The sequence below is a fragment of the Sporosarcina sp. So3-204 genome, assembly GCF_058068165.1.
Genome location: NZ_CM176485.1, coordinates 1,774,903 through 1,790,840, shown reverse-complemented (window position 1 = coordinate 1,790,840; position 15,938 = coordinate 1,774,903). Strand labels below are relative to the sequence as shown.

Sequence of the window (15,938 nt, the reverse complement as noted above, 5' to 3'; positions counted from 1 at the left end):
TTGCATAATAAAAAAGTCTTTCCTGTAAAAATGAACTGAACCCCGAATGGTAGACACTTTAAATAAGTGTTCCCATTTGGGGTTCAATTTTTCTAATCATTCACTTATCATATAATCTTATTAATTCACAAGTTCCGCGATACACGCATTTCTCCCTAATAGATACATCTTGTTTTTAATAAAAGTAAATCAATTATTAAAAAATGCAGTCAGCCAATTAATATAAGTTCTGAATAAGTCTTAAACTAGTAGCCCTTCTAATTAACCTTCCTACCTGTCTTACCAACCTTCTCCCAATAATCATCTCGAATCTGCATTTTTTGAATTTTCCCAGAAGCGGTTTTTGGAAGCTCTGCTACAAAAGTCACGCCAGTCACAGCTTTAAAATGGGCCAACTTAGATCTCGAAAAGTCGATAATTTCCTGCTCTGTCACCTCTCCACCGCCGCGCAATACAATAAATGCATAAGGTGTTTCGCCCCACTTTTCATGCGGCACAGCAATCACGGCAGCCTCGAGTACCGCAGGATGATCATACAATACGCCTTCTATTTCAATAGAAGAAATGTTTTCTCCACCGCTGATTACGACATCTTTTTTACGGTCTACGATATTAATATAGCCATACTCGTCTACCGTCCCCATATCACCAGTCATCAAATAGCCATTCCGCAAAACTTCATCCGTTGCTTGTTTATTTTTCCAATAACCTTTCATAACACCATGGCTGCGGACAGTAATCTCTCCAGGCTGCTTGCCATCATGAACGACCTCAACTCCGTAATCATCGACTACCTTTACATCTGCGCCAATCATCGGATATCCAGCTTTTGCTTTAAGCTGAAGTTTTTCCTCCTCCGACAAATCAGCAACAGTCGAACGAATCGTAGAGAAGAGGCTAAGTGGTGATGTCTCCGTCATACCGTATACTTGGATGAAATTCCAGCCAAGTTCTTTTTCTACTTTGGAAATAAATGCCGGTGGCGGTGCTGAACCTGCGATAATAACTCGAATTTCATGATTAAACGTTGGATGATGCTCTTCACAGTACTGAAAAATCGAATTCAGTACTGCCGGCGCCATATGCAATATCGTTACTTTATACTTTTGAATCGCCTCAATAATCGATTGCGGAGACGTTTTACGGAAACAAATTTGAGAAGCCCCGTTCGCCGTATAATAAAACGGTGACCCCCAGCCGTTTACATGGAACATTGGTAACACATGAAGCAACACGTCTTCATCTGTCACGCGCAAATGATGCATCGCACTCATTGCATGCAAGTAATTATTTCGATGCGTCAACATAACTCCTTTTGGATTACCAGTCGTTCCGCTCGTATACAGCAAACTACAAACATCGTCTTCCTGAACATCTGCACGTTCAAACGGCTCATCAGCGTAGTATCCAAGCCATTGATTGTAATCCAGCGCATCAGTGTCACCCTCTTTATAATGAACAATAACTTTTTCAACCGTTTCAAGTTGCTGCTCTATCGGCTGAATAAACGCATATAACTCTTGATCAACAAATAATATTTTCGATTCACTATGATTTAAAATGAATAAATAATCTTTAGGCGTCAGACGCGTATTAAGTGGCACCATGACCGCTCCTACTTGGTAAATGCCGTAAAACCCTTCCAACATTTCAATAGAGTTACCACATAAATAGGCGATGTGATCTCCTTTTTCAACTCCTAAGCTACGAAGCCCACGCGACAGCTGGTTCACTCGCCTGTTCAACTGTGCATATGTAAAAGACCGGCCTTCTTCTCCGAAAACAGCTTCCTTGCTGCCGTATAGTGATACAGCTCTATCAAGAAATTGTGTTAATACTAATGGAACATTCATATGAATACCTCCCTTTGTTATTTCATTATATAGGAGTGCTAGCTATCTCTCCATAGTTTTAGAATATTGAAACTGACGTAAAGATAAAATACACCCCAAACATCAGAAGTAACTTGCCGTTCGGATTATTAAAATAGAGAAAACGATTTATTAGATCGACGCCGGTAAAAGAGATGCCAATTAACATAAGGATGTGAACGGAAGAAGAGAAACAAGGATTCGTTGCTACTATTTCTATAATTTTGATTGTCATTATCTATTATTCATTCATGACCAAAATTAATCTACAAACGTCCTCAACAGCAATAACTGAAAGACTTAAATTCGTTGATAACTTTTACTACTATCTTGACAAAGGAACCCCTGAAATTGGCAAGAATATGAAAGCAATGGAATTGGTAATCATTGAACCTATTGAGATGCATTCTTCCTATAAAAGGGATGCCCAAGAAAATGGAACACTGATCTATGTATAAATTAATGCGATGGAAGGGGAAAAATGGAACGAACGATAATTACCTTATTTGTTAAATAGATATAAAAACACAAAAAAACGCGATTACATATTGATAGTGTAATCACGTCTTAATTATATTCCCAAGTAAAAGATTCCACCCACTATGAAAGACAAACCAATTGAATTTCCTCGCTTAATTTCAGAATTTTTAGAACTTGGAAACAGTCAAAAGAATTAGCGAACAACACGCATAATCATTTTTGGTCCTTCCTCTACAGAATTCACTTTGAGTGTTAACTCGATTCGATTGCCTTGAGGCGTAAACCAAAATGCATAGAGTAAGTCTTTAGTGAAATCTGAATGCATCCACTTGTATTTTTCATTGTAAGTAACATCACCAAACTGCGGTTTAAAAGTTGTACTTACAATATTATTGAAGAAAGCTTCTGTTGCTGCTTCAGTAGCAGGTATGTGACTTAAGTCATACTCAAAATCAATAATATCTAGCTGACCGTAGAAAAAAGTGTAAGTAATTTTCGCATTAAGTGGATTTCCTTTAACATAGTCGTATACCAAGTACTTTTCATTTTCTAATGATGGGATACCTTCAATGACTCTTACTTGAGCTTTAGACATTTCTAGAAATACATTCCGGTACTCATATTTACTTTTGTCATAACTATGAATACCTCTACTGACAAATGCTGCAATTTGCCCTCGAGTTACGATTCCGTTCGGCTTAAATGTATTATCAGCATAACCTGTCGTTATTTTTGAAGTTGCAAGTTGGTCAACATTTAGATAATACCATGCGTTACGATCAACATCTTTGAATTGAACATAAGATCTATCCGCCAAATCAAAACTGTTTGCAACAATCTTAGACATTTGTGCACGTGATAAACTATTCCGTGACTTGAATGTACCATCTGGATACCCGCCAATGATGCCTTTTGCAGCCAACGTTTCGATATACTGATAGTTACTGTCCGTTTTAGGTACATCTTTGAACGTTGGCGTTACTGGATTAATTAAAGGCATCCGGAGAGCCACTGTTAAAATCTTAGCAGCTTGACCTCGCGTTACATTATTACTTGCACGATATGTCCCATCTGGATAGCCGCCAATTGCACCCAATTCTACTAAATGATCGATTTCATTCTTAAATTGATGCTTAGACGGAATATCTGTAAAAGCAGCATTGGCCATTGGTGCTAATAAAAAAGAAATAGAAATGATAAATATCCCTGTCAACCATTTTACTTTCCTCATTTACTCACCTCCTAATCACTAAACACCTCTATCATAAATGTGCAAGGTTAAGTGGAGGTTAAGATATTAAAAGATTCTCAAACAAAAAACGCTCTTTAGCTAATAATAAAAAAATGTTCAAGTAACTTCGTCATCACTAACCATAAGGCGTTTTGTATCTATAATTCACAATAAAAAAAAGGCCACAAAGGGCCCATGAAATATATTCGTGGTTAAAGAAAAAATTAGCACTTATCTAAAAGAAGTAATCGTTAAGTTGGGAGGTTAGCCATTCTTTATTGGAGAAAGCATTGTATCAACCCGGGGGATGTTACGCAAAAACCACTGTTTTTAGGGTTCACTGCACCTAGGGAAAGAATTTCTTTGAAAGATGATTTCAGGTCAAGTTAACCGTTCATAGAAGTTAAATGATCTGATGTTTATTGCTTTAAAGCCCCGTTCACTACTGGTATATTATCGATATCGAGGGCATTTATTTGACAGAAGTGGATGAGGAAGTTTTTTGCTTCTTTGATTTGCTCTTCATCTGTTTTTAATGCAATGATGTCTTTTAAGATTTGTGCTGTCCAAATATTATCAAAATAACGATATTTACCAGAATTCCATGTAGTTTGATGAGGATAATTCTTATTGATATAATAATTCCAGAAAAGCATTTGCTCCGCTTCTTCATCTGTGAGCTTGATTCTAAATTCCTCATGGGACGGAACCATTCCATCATCGTCAATATTACCTGAATACGTTTCATTTACCATGTATAGACCGAGAATCCTTCTTTCTGTTTCTTGTTGATTTGATTCTCTTGTAGTCAGAAGACCTGCACTGTTTGTACTCAAACGAGTTGCTCTATTTGGCTGACCTTTATTTTTTCCACTTTGAACTTTCCCAGTAAATACTTGCCAGTCGGTAAATATATTACTTTGCTCCTCTTCGTCTAGCCAAAAAACAATTTGGGAGCTTTCATGAATTTTGTGGTTCTTCATTTTTTCCAGACGTTGCTGTTCAAGCATTTGAATCTCTCTTTCTGCTTCACGTTCCTTTTCAACAACTTCTCTTTTTAATTTCCTTTTCAAAAAAAAGTTCCTAAAAGATTTCTCAGTACTCTTGTCATTTAGTGTAATAAAGTTTTCAAAAGCATCTGGATAAACAAACTTTTTAATATCTTCATTAAAATCAATGGTTATGATAGAATCCTCGTGATTCACGATATTCCCCTCACCAAATACTTTATGAGTTATTTCTTCATTAATTAAATTCATAAGCACACTCTCCTTCTATAAACACTTTGATTTTTTGACGCTTTTAAACTTTTAACTCGCGCGCATAAAAATTAGTTCATTTGACCGAATGGAACGAATGCAAATTTCCAATTTCAAAAAACGCACATAATTCCTTACTCGAAGAAATTCTGCACGATCATCGAATACTGTATCAATAACTGTTATAACTATATACTATCATATAATCTGAAAAATTGCAATTTAAGGCTTGACAACGATCATTTGTTTATCGTATAATACTATGTTATTTTATGTAAAAAGCAATGAGAGAGGAGTTCTTACTTATGTGTTTAATTAACTTTCATTTTAAGTCACATCCAAATTACAAATTAATTGTTGCTGCAAATCGTGATGAGTTTTATAAACGCCCTACTGCATCCGCACACTTTTGGGAAGATGAACCTAATCTATTAGCAGGACGGGATTTATTGCAAAAAGGGACTTGGCTTGGCGTAACGAAACAGGGACGTTTTGCTGCATTGACCAATTATCGTGATCCCGCTCATATAGGCGTTGGGAAGGTTTCTCGTGGGGAGATCGTACGTAGTTATTTATCTGAGGATACTAGCTCAAAATCATTTTTGGAATCCATTCACAAAAGTAAAGACCATTATACTGGATTCAATTTACTTGTTGGAAATCCTGATGAATTATTTTACTACAGCAATATACAAGAAGAAATCATAGAGATTTCCGTTGGTACGCATGGACTTAGTAATCATTTACTAGATACGCCATGGCCAAAAGTGATCAAAGGAAAACGAGCATTGCAAAATTATGTAATGAATTCAGAAAAAGTTGATTCAAATGACTTGTTTTCAATATTAACAGATGAAGGAATTGCAGAAGATATAGAATTACCGAAAACTGGTGTAAGTTTAGAACTTGAACGGACACTTTCTCCGCTTTTCATTAAAACACATGATTATGGTACGCGTTCTTCTTCCGTATTAATCGTGGACAACGACAATGTTTTTACTTTTGCCGAACGCACATACGAGTTGGGGGAATTAGTAAAAGAAAATCAGTTTACTTTTCAAGCTTAACTACCAATAAGTAATGTTGGCTATTACGATATTTTTGGAGCGAATAAAAAATGAGGCAAAGACCTTTAAATGGGGTATTTATTTGTTGATGCTTATTTTTTTATATTAAAGTATCTTTGACCAAATACTTCTTCTCCTATTATAAAGCAAGATTATTACTATGAGCTATATCTATAAATAGCTTAAACAATACATAAATAAAGAAACTGTTTGAAAGAATCTATTTTATATAAACCAATCCTCTTTTTCTTATTCAAAATTCTACGGTTGGCGCCGTTAAGTTAAAACCGATTGATAGGAGATGTTTAGCATATATCTATTAAGGACAGCATTAACATGTATACAGTTTTATCATTAATATCAACAAAACTATTTTTATTTTGCGATTGGAGGCACTATGAAAAAAGTATCTGCTGTCTTTTGGATTACGCTAGCGCTTGTTATTTTAGCCGTTTCTTTCGGTGCTTTTACGCCTGTAAAATTTGAATCGCTAACGCAAAATATGCAAGTTTTCATAACATCATCTTTTGGTTGGTATTATTTACTAGTAGTTTCCGCAATTGTTGTCTTTTGTTTATTTCTCATCATTAGTCCAATTGGACAAATCAAACTTGGAAAACCTGATGATAAACCTGAGTTTTCAAGGATTAGCTGGTTCGCGATGCTTTTTTCAGCTGGAATGGGAATCGGGCTTGTCTTTTGGGGCGCTGCTGAACCACTTTCTCACTTCGCCATTAATCCAGCAACTGCTGAACCTGGTTCACAAGAAGCTTTTCGTGAATCTATGCGCTACACGTTTTTTCACTGGGGAATCCACGCGTGGGCAATCTATGCCGTTGTCGGAATGACTTTAGCCTATTTTCAATTTCGCAAAGGTGCACCAGGTTTAATTTCATCTACACTTAGACCTCTTTTTGGTGATCGAATAGACGGTCATTTCGGAACTTTCATCGATGTATTAGCTGTTTTCGCCACTGTTGTCGGCGTAGCTACAACGCTCGGATTCGGTGCGATTCAAATTAATGGAGGACTTGCTTATTTATTTGATTTACCGATTAGTTTTATTGTTCAAGTTGTTATTATCCTTGCTGTAACTGTCTTGTTCCTTATTTCCTCATGGTCTGGCATCAGTAAAGGTATTAAATATTTATCAAATTTGAATATATTACTTGCTGGAATTTTACTCGTGCTTACCGTCATTGTCGGACCAACACTACTCATTTTCAATACGTTCACTGATACAATAGGTGCTTAAATACAAAATATTATGCGCATGAGCTTCCAGACAGCACCGGTTGATAATGAACTTCGACCATGGATTGATAGTTGGACAATTTTTTACTGGGCCTGGTGGATTTCTTGGGCGCCATTTGTCGGGGTTTTCATCGCCCGCGTATCTCGCGGACGAACAATCCGGGAATTTCTTGCGGGGGTTCTACTCCTGCCATCAGTTGTTAGTTTCATTTGGTTTGCGACATTTGGTGCTACTGCAATGAATTTACAAGATACTGGTACAGATTTAACTGATTTGTTAACAGAGGAGACTCTTTTTGCAGTATTTAATGAACTGCCTATGTCAATGCTCCTATCAATTATCGCAGTCATTTTAATTAGCACTTTTTTCATCACTTCCGCAGACTCTGCAACTTTTGTTCTCGGTATGCAAACAACTTACGGATCGCTTTATCCACCAAATATGGTGAAGTTAACGTGGGGTGTAGCACAATCAGGAATCTCAATTATCCTTCTTTCATCTGGAGGGTTGGACGCACTTCAAAATGCGCTTATCATTGCTGCTCTACCTTTCTCCTTCATTATTCTACTTATGATGAGTGCTCTATACAAAGCTCTCGCTAAAGAGCAAAAAGAGCTCGGATTGATGATTAGGCCTAAACGTAAGAGAAAAAAAACACCTTAACCCGAATGACCTATGGTGGTGTCCTATCATTAAAAAAAGCGTCCTGTACAGCATGCTATTCAGAGTTAATTACTGCACGATATAATAACTAGAGCAATATACAAGAGGAAGTCAAGCGAATAAACACATCGCTGACTTCCTCTTGTCATTGATTCAATTTTCACATTTCTTAATCGCCTAACATCACCACAGCATTGATTATTTTTGCGTTTCTATAAGCGTTCACTTGTTGTGATAATGGTAGAAGTCAAACAAAAAAACTTTCCAGTGATACAGAAAGTTTTTGTCATACTAATTATTATTGCACAGGAACACAAAATTTAATCATACATGTTTCGGACCCTTCTTTACCCAGAAATATGTAATAATTGAACCTAATACTAGTATGATTGTGGCGAAATAATAGGGATAGTCGAGATTGATGTCAAACAAATATCCCCCCACCATAGGTCCAAATGCTGTCCCGAGGCTTGTAAACATCGAGTTCATTCCACCAACAAAGCCTTGCTCATTGCCAGCAATCTTAGATAAATACGAAGTCGCAGCCGGTCGTATGAGATCAAAACCGACGAATACGATAATCGCTACGAATAATATACTCCCATACGAACTCGCTACGGTCATCAAAGCGACCATTACTGCTGAAAACACCAAACTAATAAAAATGAGCTTCTTCTCGCCCATCAACTTTGTCAGACGATCGAACAACAAAATCTGTGCCAATGCGCCGACAAGTCCACTTCCCGTAATAATAATTGCAATATCCGCTGGTGTAAACCCAAATTTATGATCAACAAAGAGGCTGAAAACACCTTCGAATGATGACAAACCGAACGACAGTACAAATATAATTATGAAAGCGATGAAATACATGGGTGCGAATATTCTTCTGAATCCGGGTTTCTTTGTATTTATTTCTTCTACTACTTGACGTTCAGGTTCTCTCAACATAATCATTGAGAAAATCGCCGCAAACAATGCGAGACCTGCTGCAAAGAAAAATGGCAACCGTGTTCCGTACTCGGCTAGAAAACCACCTATCCCAGGTCCTATGATAAATCCTGTAGAAATGGCTGCCGACATATAGCCGAGTGCTTTTGAACGTGTTTCATTCGTTGTAATATCTGCTATAAAGGCGGTAACTGCAGGCATAATGAACGCCGCACTTACTCCCCCTAAAATCCTGGAAGCAAACAACTCCGGCAAACCCTGTCCTACCGCAAATAACAACTCTGAGGCACTGAAAATAAACAATCCAATAACAATCATCACTTTTCTACCGACTGTATCAATCAGCTTACCAGCAATTGGTGACACGACTAGCTGTGCAATCGCAAAAACGGCTACCATATTGCCAACAACAGTTCCTGAAAGATTCAATTCATTCATCAATGTTGGCATAACGGGAATAACAAGCCCTATCCCTAAAAAGGCTATGAATAAATTAGTGAGTAATAACACCAAAGTAAGTGTTTGTTTTCGCATAACTATTCTCCTACCGAAGCAAATTCCTTCATTTTACTATTTAACATCATAGCAATTCATGTCAAAATTTACAAGACGAGTGAACTTACGAGAAAACATTGCTATTTGGCAAGCTATTCCGAGTAAAATGTTGTAGAAGTATGAAAGAAATAATTGCGTTGGTTTCTCAAGTAATAAATAAATTACCGCCTTACCCAATCACCACCACTAACATTTCAGACTCGCAGTAATCCACGGAATCCTCTGCCGGCATAGTAGGATTCTGCTCCGTTATGATACAAGAAGACGTGTCCAAAACGGAAATCACAAAAAATGGCGCCGCCTAGTTTACGAATATCCGAAGGTGTTTGAATCCAACTTGACGTTTTCGTATCGAATTTTTCAAGTAGTTGCAATGCACGATATTGCGCTTCATTTAAAAGTTCAATACCCATGTCAGTCGCCATATCAATTACTGTATTTTCCGGCTTATTTTTCTTTCTAGATTCAAGTGCTTGTCGGTCATAACATAGACTTCTTCGGCCTTTTGGACTTTCCGCTGAACAATCATAAAAAATGTATTCATTCTTCCCTATATCATAATTAACAACATCGGGTTCCCCGCCAGTTCTTTCCATTTCATTTAATGACCACATTTTCCCAGGATCCGTATCTAACTTCTCTTTGACATTCGTCCATTCTAGATCATGGTGTCGGTGCATGTTGTTCTCAAAACGGGTTTTCAATATTGAGAGTAACTCTTCACACTGTTCACTTGATAATACTTTTTCAAAACTATTTTCACTTTGATTTGTCATATTCGTTCCACCTCTATTTGTATTCTCGCATCTTATTTAGTTTATTATACAATATCCAATAACAAATAAATTCGATGTTGAACAGTTACGTTAATTTACTCTTTAAACATATGCTTCTTGTGCCATTTCAAATAAGGTTTGTTCTTCTCAGTTCTGTTCACTGTCATTTTACTATTAAGTCCATACTTTTTGTAATCCTCTACAGGAATTCTAGATGAAATATGGACTTTTCCTTGTCCATCAAACGCTATGAGGCCATTATTGTAAAGGGCATCATGGTTCCGACAAAGAAGAATGCCGTTGTTTGGATTGATGCGTTCATTGTTAGTACAGTCTTTCCATGGTTTTGCGTAACTTGCTTGAAGCAATTCTGGCAGCTCTATTTCGCAAAGTGCGCATTTATCGTGCCACAATGGCAAGAGTTCATTTCGGAATAGTTGATGCCCAAGTCGTACTTTGGTTTTCGTTTCTGATTCAGTTTCAGCAAGAAGTGGGATGAGAAAATCATGTTCCGTCTTCTGTACGGTGCCCATGACGAATTCCAATTGTTCTTCATCGATTTCATATATGTTCAAGTCCGCGATCAACTCTACCAGTTTAATGGTCAGTTCTTCGTTGCATGGATAGAGATAGCCTTGATTTCCATTGGCATTTTCTTGAAATGCAGAATACTTAATAGGCAACAGCGGAAGGATCTCATCGAAAGAATTTTCAATCGTTAACGGCTTATCGAGTTCATTATAATCGACCTCCAATAAGTAGCCCTTGGCATTTTCGCTGCTTTGAAGTGAGATTTTGGATGGCTTATGTTCTTCTCTGTATCCTGATTTTGCAACACTGATTGCGACAATATTCCCTTTTACATAATGAAATACGCGATCGCCCTCAATTACTTCTTTCATTCGTTCCCAAAAATGCTGAACATTGCCCACACTATCTTCTTGCAATGACCAGAGCACACCTAATTCTTTTTCTTCATGGTACGTACGTCCTTGCATGACTATGTAACTTTGCATGGTTCATCACTCCTTTACGAACTGGTACATTTCTTCTCTCTTGATTATATCTCATCTTAATGTATTAAAACGAATACAAGACAATTATCGAAATTAATCCAATCGATTCATTAGGAAGTTACAATATGTCATTAACTGAAGTCAAAAGAAAAAGCATCACTTCGGTCAATGTTGAACGAAGTGATGCTTTTTTCATTTTAATAAATTAATCTTTAAAAGTTTCTTTCAAAATATAATAAGATTGTTTTAAGCGCTCTTCATGGAGTGGCAAATCCCAATTATCCCACGTATATCTTTTAAAAATGCTTACTTTTTCGTTCGCTCGTTGTGGGAATGAATCTAGCACTCCTTTGCCATCTTCGTTCATCATCACAACACCTATTCCAATATCCTTAATTTTCACAATTGCTTGTTCGCCTTGCTCTGCGATGTTTCCTATAAATTCTTTTTGACTAGGATCTTTAGACTGAATGAGCAACCAAGGAATTCGAAGCTCGAGCCGTCCATCGCTAATCGCATAATCTGTTAAAGAATCATAATCTGGAGAAGCAGGATTACCATTTCCTTCTTTCAACTTACCTGTTTCATAAGACGAATAAGGAATTGTTTGATTTGTATTTGGAATGAAATACGATTTATTGAGCGCATATTCAATCGGGATGAAGTTTCCTGAATCTTTCGTACGCTGAATATCATCAATAAGACTCAACTTATTTCCGTACAAATAATGATATAGATCATAATAAGGATCAATCATCAGCCTGGATTCCTTGTTGTTCATCTTCGCGATAAATTCTACTCCATCTTGAAAATGAAGATTAGGTATGCCGTTGATGGTTGTATTACCTTGATTAGGAACTGTATCAAATACAACTACCGGAAACTCATTGTCTTGATTCTGCTTGTCATCCATATCAACCCTAATGTATAAATAACGTTCATCATGATCCACGTACATTTTTTGTAGAACGCCATCATCCTTTTCGTATAAATGATCGTCTTGCCAATCTTCAGAAGCACCATCTATCTTAATTTTTAGTCTGTCAAAACTGAGTAGACCGAATTGCTGCTCGTTCGTTTGTGCGTTGGACCAGAACGGCCTACGATCAGAATTATCATAATCTAACGTATTCCAAGTCCGCTTAAACCATTCATCTTGCCATGTAAATACCAAGCCACCCATCATACCTTCATGAATTATGTCCTCATAAAGATGAGTGAGCACCTCTCCCTGCTGCTTTTCAGACATGAAACCTTGATTCCAACCAAATGGGTTTTCATGTGTCTTGCCACGGGAAGCTGGTATACCGAACTCCGCTATTAAAATCGGTAGCCGATGTGCTTCGTGTAGGTCTTTTAAATATGCAGCATAGTTATTCTTTTCACCTCTAAAATCGATATAGTCCAAATAACGATTATCATAGTTTAGAAAGTCAGGATAATATGGATAGACATGATAAGAAGCAAACTGCCCTGCTTTTTCCATCTCTTTTTTCGTATAGATTTTGTTTGGATCTACAGATACCATGTCTTCTTGTCCAGAAGAATCTGCAGGATGTTCTAGTAAATCTGTGGTAACCCAATTCGTAAAACTCATTGGACGAATCGCGCGGTACTTCTCCACCTCATAAGATACAAGAACATCCATTTGTTCCGCAAGCCAGTATTCAAACGGCTCTGCTTCTTCTGTTTTGAAATAGTTCCCATCATATTCTCCAATTGCTGCATGTTTTGTATTCGTACCTTCTACCATAAAAGGATACCACTCAATTCCAATCATCCAAGCACTCACCCATTTAGAAATATCCGCATCATAAACACCTGATGCATGCCCTGGACGCTCTTCCACGTCAGCTTTACCATGAACTACATCGACAATTCGTTTCATTTCCTCTTGAAAGTCTAAGAGATTTTCTTCCTCGAATGCATCCAATGAATCGACAAGTTTTTCTTCATTTATCCAAACGCCATGCATCACATAAATCGGCTTTTCGTGAGCGTCATTATATGACTTAAGTGCACGGTAAAAAGCTGGAGGATGAAGCGTATAAACACGAACTGTGTTGGCATTCATCTCTCCAATTGCTTCAAACCATCCGTAATAGTCACTTTCCTCAATACCTGCCTCACCTGGAAATGTACCAGGCTTCCCCATGCCAATATTTACACCTTTAATCGTCATCGGCTTCCATTTTCCATCTTCGAGAACTTCCATTTGTTTTTTATTAATTCGTGTTACTGGATCAATTGCTTTATTTTCATCAATCGTTTCTAATTTTTTCTCACCCGTACCAAATCCATCTAGAGCACCTTTCATCATTGGCACATAAGCAGACCAGAAAAAAGACTCATTTGAAAATGTATTCAACATCTTATAAAGCTGCGTCATTCCTTTTAATTGATAAAATTTTGGCACTGTCGGAACATCATTGTAATCTCCTGCAAAGTACAAGCTTTCTGAAGCACCGATTACATTTTGAATCACTGCTGCAAATTCAATCGGAATACCCTGTTCCGCTAGAACTTCTTTCCCAGCATCTGTAAGTGACCAATCGTATTGCGCCAGTACTTCCGAGCCTGGACGTGGTGTCACAATATCAAACCAGTACGTATAGCGATGAGAACCTTTTGTTCCAAAACGTTTCTCACCTTCTTTTGTAAACGTCACGTTTACGCTTTCCTCAGTCAAATGCTTTTCATCTTCTAATATGACAATAACTCCGTTGAAATCATTGACAACCAGGAACCCCCCTCCTGAATACGTCCAATCTTCTTGATACTCATCGATTACCCACTGAGGGATTTCATCATTTTCCCGGTAATCAAGATTGGTGAAATACCGAGCAGACCATCCTTCCCATTCAATACCAAGATGCTTTGTCACTTGCTTACGTACCGTATCATTAGTCGGGGAAGCGAACGTATTATACTCTGCGATTAGCAAGGAGGACTCTTTGGATGCAGTTCTTTCCATAATATTTTGCCACTCTAATTCATCAAGACCACCAGGAATAATTTCCGGTATAACATCATCGCTATCGTCCATATGTATTTTATCTTCCACCACGCCATATGTGTCTGCAATGTAAATTACATCCGTTCCATCATAGTTTTCCGGTAGTGCACGTATTTTAGACACATCATTTTTACTTTCAACTAAGGTGCCACCGTAAAAATCTTTAGATGGATGAAATGCTTTCCCATCATTGTTTTTCACTTTCAAATGATTCAACACCCACGTAATTCCTAAATGCTCGCGGTAAGAATCAGCAATTACAGTCTTGTCAATTATCGCAACCGACAGAGGCTGTTCTTTGCTGGTCATCCAAAGAAGGAGTGGCAATAAAATTAGAAGTAGCAGAAAAGTTGCAATCGCATAGAATTTTTTCATTTCTCCACTCCTTTTGAACCTGTCGCACCGACACGGTCCATTTCGCCCCAAGAAGATTTGCGCAGCATAGATCTAACTAATCCTTCTACACGCCAAATTAAAGTTAGCGGTCGATACCAGATTACTTCAGTTAACGTTAGAATCATCATTCGCAATACATCTCGAATTTTCGGAAATACACCAAGACTCCAAGAATCTAGTAGAACCGCTGTCATCGAAAATATAGTTCCATATAAAACTAATAACAACAAGAAAAAGAATGCATACTCATAGTAAATGCCACCAAGGAAGAAAGCGGTAATGATATAAACATAGCCAAAAAGCTCAATGAGTGGTCCTATGCATTCAACAATCCAGAAATAAGGAACTGAAACCATTCCGAGCGCTCCGTATTTCGGATTAAATAACATTTTTCGATGTGCCCACAAACTTTCGAAAAGCCCCTGATGCCATCGTCGCCTCTGCTTTCGAAGTACAGATAACGTCTGTGGTGCTTCTGTCCAACAAACAGGATCTGCAACAAACTCTATACGCCCATCAATTTTTTGTTCTCTTAGCATGCGCTGTAACTTCACGACTATTTCCATATCTTCGCCGATTGTTGTCGTATTATATCCGCCTACCCGAATAACTTGCTTTTTTGAAAACACACTAAACGCTCCAGATATAATAAGTACTAGATTATATTTGCTTAGCGCAATTCTTCCCATTAGGAAAGCCCGTAAATACTCGACTATCTGCATCACTACAAATGGACGACCAGACAATTTCACAGCAGAAACAGCCCCGTACTCTACATTGAGTCCGTTTACAATACGCACATTGCCTCCAGCTGCGATAACCTTTCCATCCGACATAATGATCGGCTTCATGACTCGAAGGAGTGAATTTTCATCGAGAATTGAATCTCCATCAATTGTACAAAAGAAAGAATAGCGCGCATAATTAATGCCAACATTTAGCGCATCACCCTTACCACCATTTTCTTTACAAATGAGCCAAAGATTTGGATGAATCCGTGATTGATAAATCGCTTTGACTGGTTTTGTACTTAATTGCAAATCTGTTGGCTTTTCTGCTTGCACCATATCAAACTGTTGAATGACAACGGAAGCAGTTCCATCTTTGGACCCATCATCTATGACAAGCAGTTCGGTTTGCGGATAATCCAGATGGAGCAAAGAATGAATAGTTGCAACAACCCCTATTTCTTCATTGTAAGCTGGAACAAGGATCGACACTGGTTTTGAATAGAAAGCATCGATGAAGCGGCTATCCAACTCTGTTCGATCTAAGTTTTTCTGTCTTCTCAGCGTTCCGAATGCCAGCACAAACATAATACTGTACGAAATGATGACCACCGACATATAAAGAAAAACCACTATACCAAAAACCAACATCACTTTTTCTAAAAAGTTCATAC

The 15,938-nt window shown here is 37.7% G+C and carries 9 protein-coding genes and 1 pseudogene; 2 read left to right on the top strand and 8 right to left on the bottom strand.

Annotated features, from left to right (window positions below; all coding sequences use genetic code 11):
• Nucleotides 1-257: 257 nt before the first annotated feature.
• The 3 genes from AC3RV6_RS08685 to AC3RV6_RS08675 form a co-directional block, all read right to left on the bottom strand.
• Nucleotides 258-1,853: a long-chain-fatty-acid--CoA ligase gene (locus tag AC3RV6_RS08685; protein ID WP_489749044.1), complete on the bottom strand. Its 1,596-nt coding sequence runs from the start codon at nt 1,851-1,853 to the stop codon at nt 258-260.
• A 691-nt stretch (nt 1,854-2,544) separates the two neighbouring features.
• Nucleotides 2,545-3,582, bottom strand: coding sequence for an S-layer homology domain-containing protein (locus AC3RV6_RS08680; protein ID WP_489749043.1), 1,038 nt, complete (start codon nt 3,580-3,582; stop codon nt 2,545-2,547).
• A 419-nt stretch (nt 3,583-4,001) separates the two neighbouring features.
• Nucleotides 4,002-4,841: a malate synthase gene (locus tag AC3RV6_RS08675; RefSeq protein WP_489749042.1), complete on the bottom strand. Its 840-nt coding sequence runs from the start codon at nt 4,839-4,841 to the stop codon at nt 4,002-4,004.
• Between the two features lie 305 nt (nt 4,842-5,146).
• On the opposite strand from AC3RV6_RS08675, the gene AC3RV6_RS08670 reads away from it, so the two are divergent.
• Nucleotides 5,147-5,908, top strand: coding sequence for an NRDE family protein (locus tag AC3RV6_RS08670; RefSeq protein WP_489749041.1), 762 nt, complete (start codon nt 5,147-5,149; stop codon nt 5,906-5,908).
• A 397-nt stretch (nt 5,909-6,305) separates the two neighbouring features.
• Nucleotides 6,306-7,826: pseudogene (locus tag AC3RV6_RS08665) on the top strand (glycine betaine uptake BCCT transporter).
• Between the two features lie 324 nt (nt 7,827-8,150).
• Here AC3RV6_RS08665 and AC3RV6_RS08660 read toward each other — a convergent pair.
• The 5 genes from AC3RV6_RS08660 to AC3RV6_RS08640 all read right to left on the bottom strand — a co-directional run bounded on the left by AC3RV6_RS08660 (nt 8,151) and on the right by AC3RV6_RS08640 (nt 15,936).
• Nucleotides 8,151-9,311, bottom strand: coding sequence for an MFS transporter (locus AC3RV6_RS08660; RefSeq protein WP_489749040.1), 1,161 nt, complete (start codon nt 9,309-9,311; stop codon nt 8,151-8,153).
• A gap of 215 nt (nt 9,312-9,526) precedes the next feature.
• Nucleotides 9,527-10,108 carry a DUF4256 domain-containing protein gene (locus AC3RV6_RS08655; protein ID WP_489749039.1) on the bottom strand — a complete coding sequence of 194 codons (582 nt, stop codon included), beginning with the start codon at nt 10,106-10,108 and terminating at the stop codon, nt 9,527-9,529.
• 95 nt (nt 10,109-10,203) lie between these two features.
• The gene (locus AC3RV6_RS08650; RefSeq protein WP_489749038.1) at nt 10,204-11,124 is read right to left on the bottom strand and encodes an HNH endonuclease; all 921 of its coding nucleotides are present in this window, start codon (nt 11,122-11,124) and stop codon (nt 10,204-10,206) included.
• Nucleotides 11,125-11,329: 205 nt separating this feature from the next.
• Complete coding sequence (locus AC3RV6_RS08645) at nt 11,330-14,515, bottom strand: hypothetical protein (RefSeq protein WP_489749037.1); 3,186 nt, start codon at nt 14,513-14,515, stop codon at nt 11,330-11,332.
• Nucleotides 14,512-15,936: a glycosyltransferase family 2 protein gene (locus AC3RV6_RS08640; protein WP_489749036.1), complete on the bottom strand. Its 1,425-nt coding sequence runs from the start codon at nt 15,934-15,936 to the stop codon at nt 14,512-14,514. The genes AC3RV6_RS08645 and AC3RV6_RS08640 overlap by 4 nt, the downstream gene beginning before the upstream one ends.
• Nucleotides 15,937-15,938: the final 2 nt, after the last annotated feature.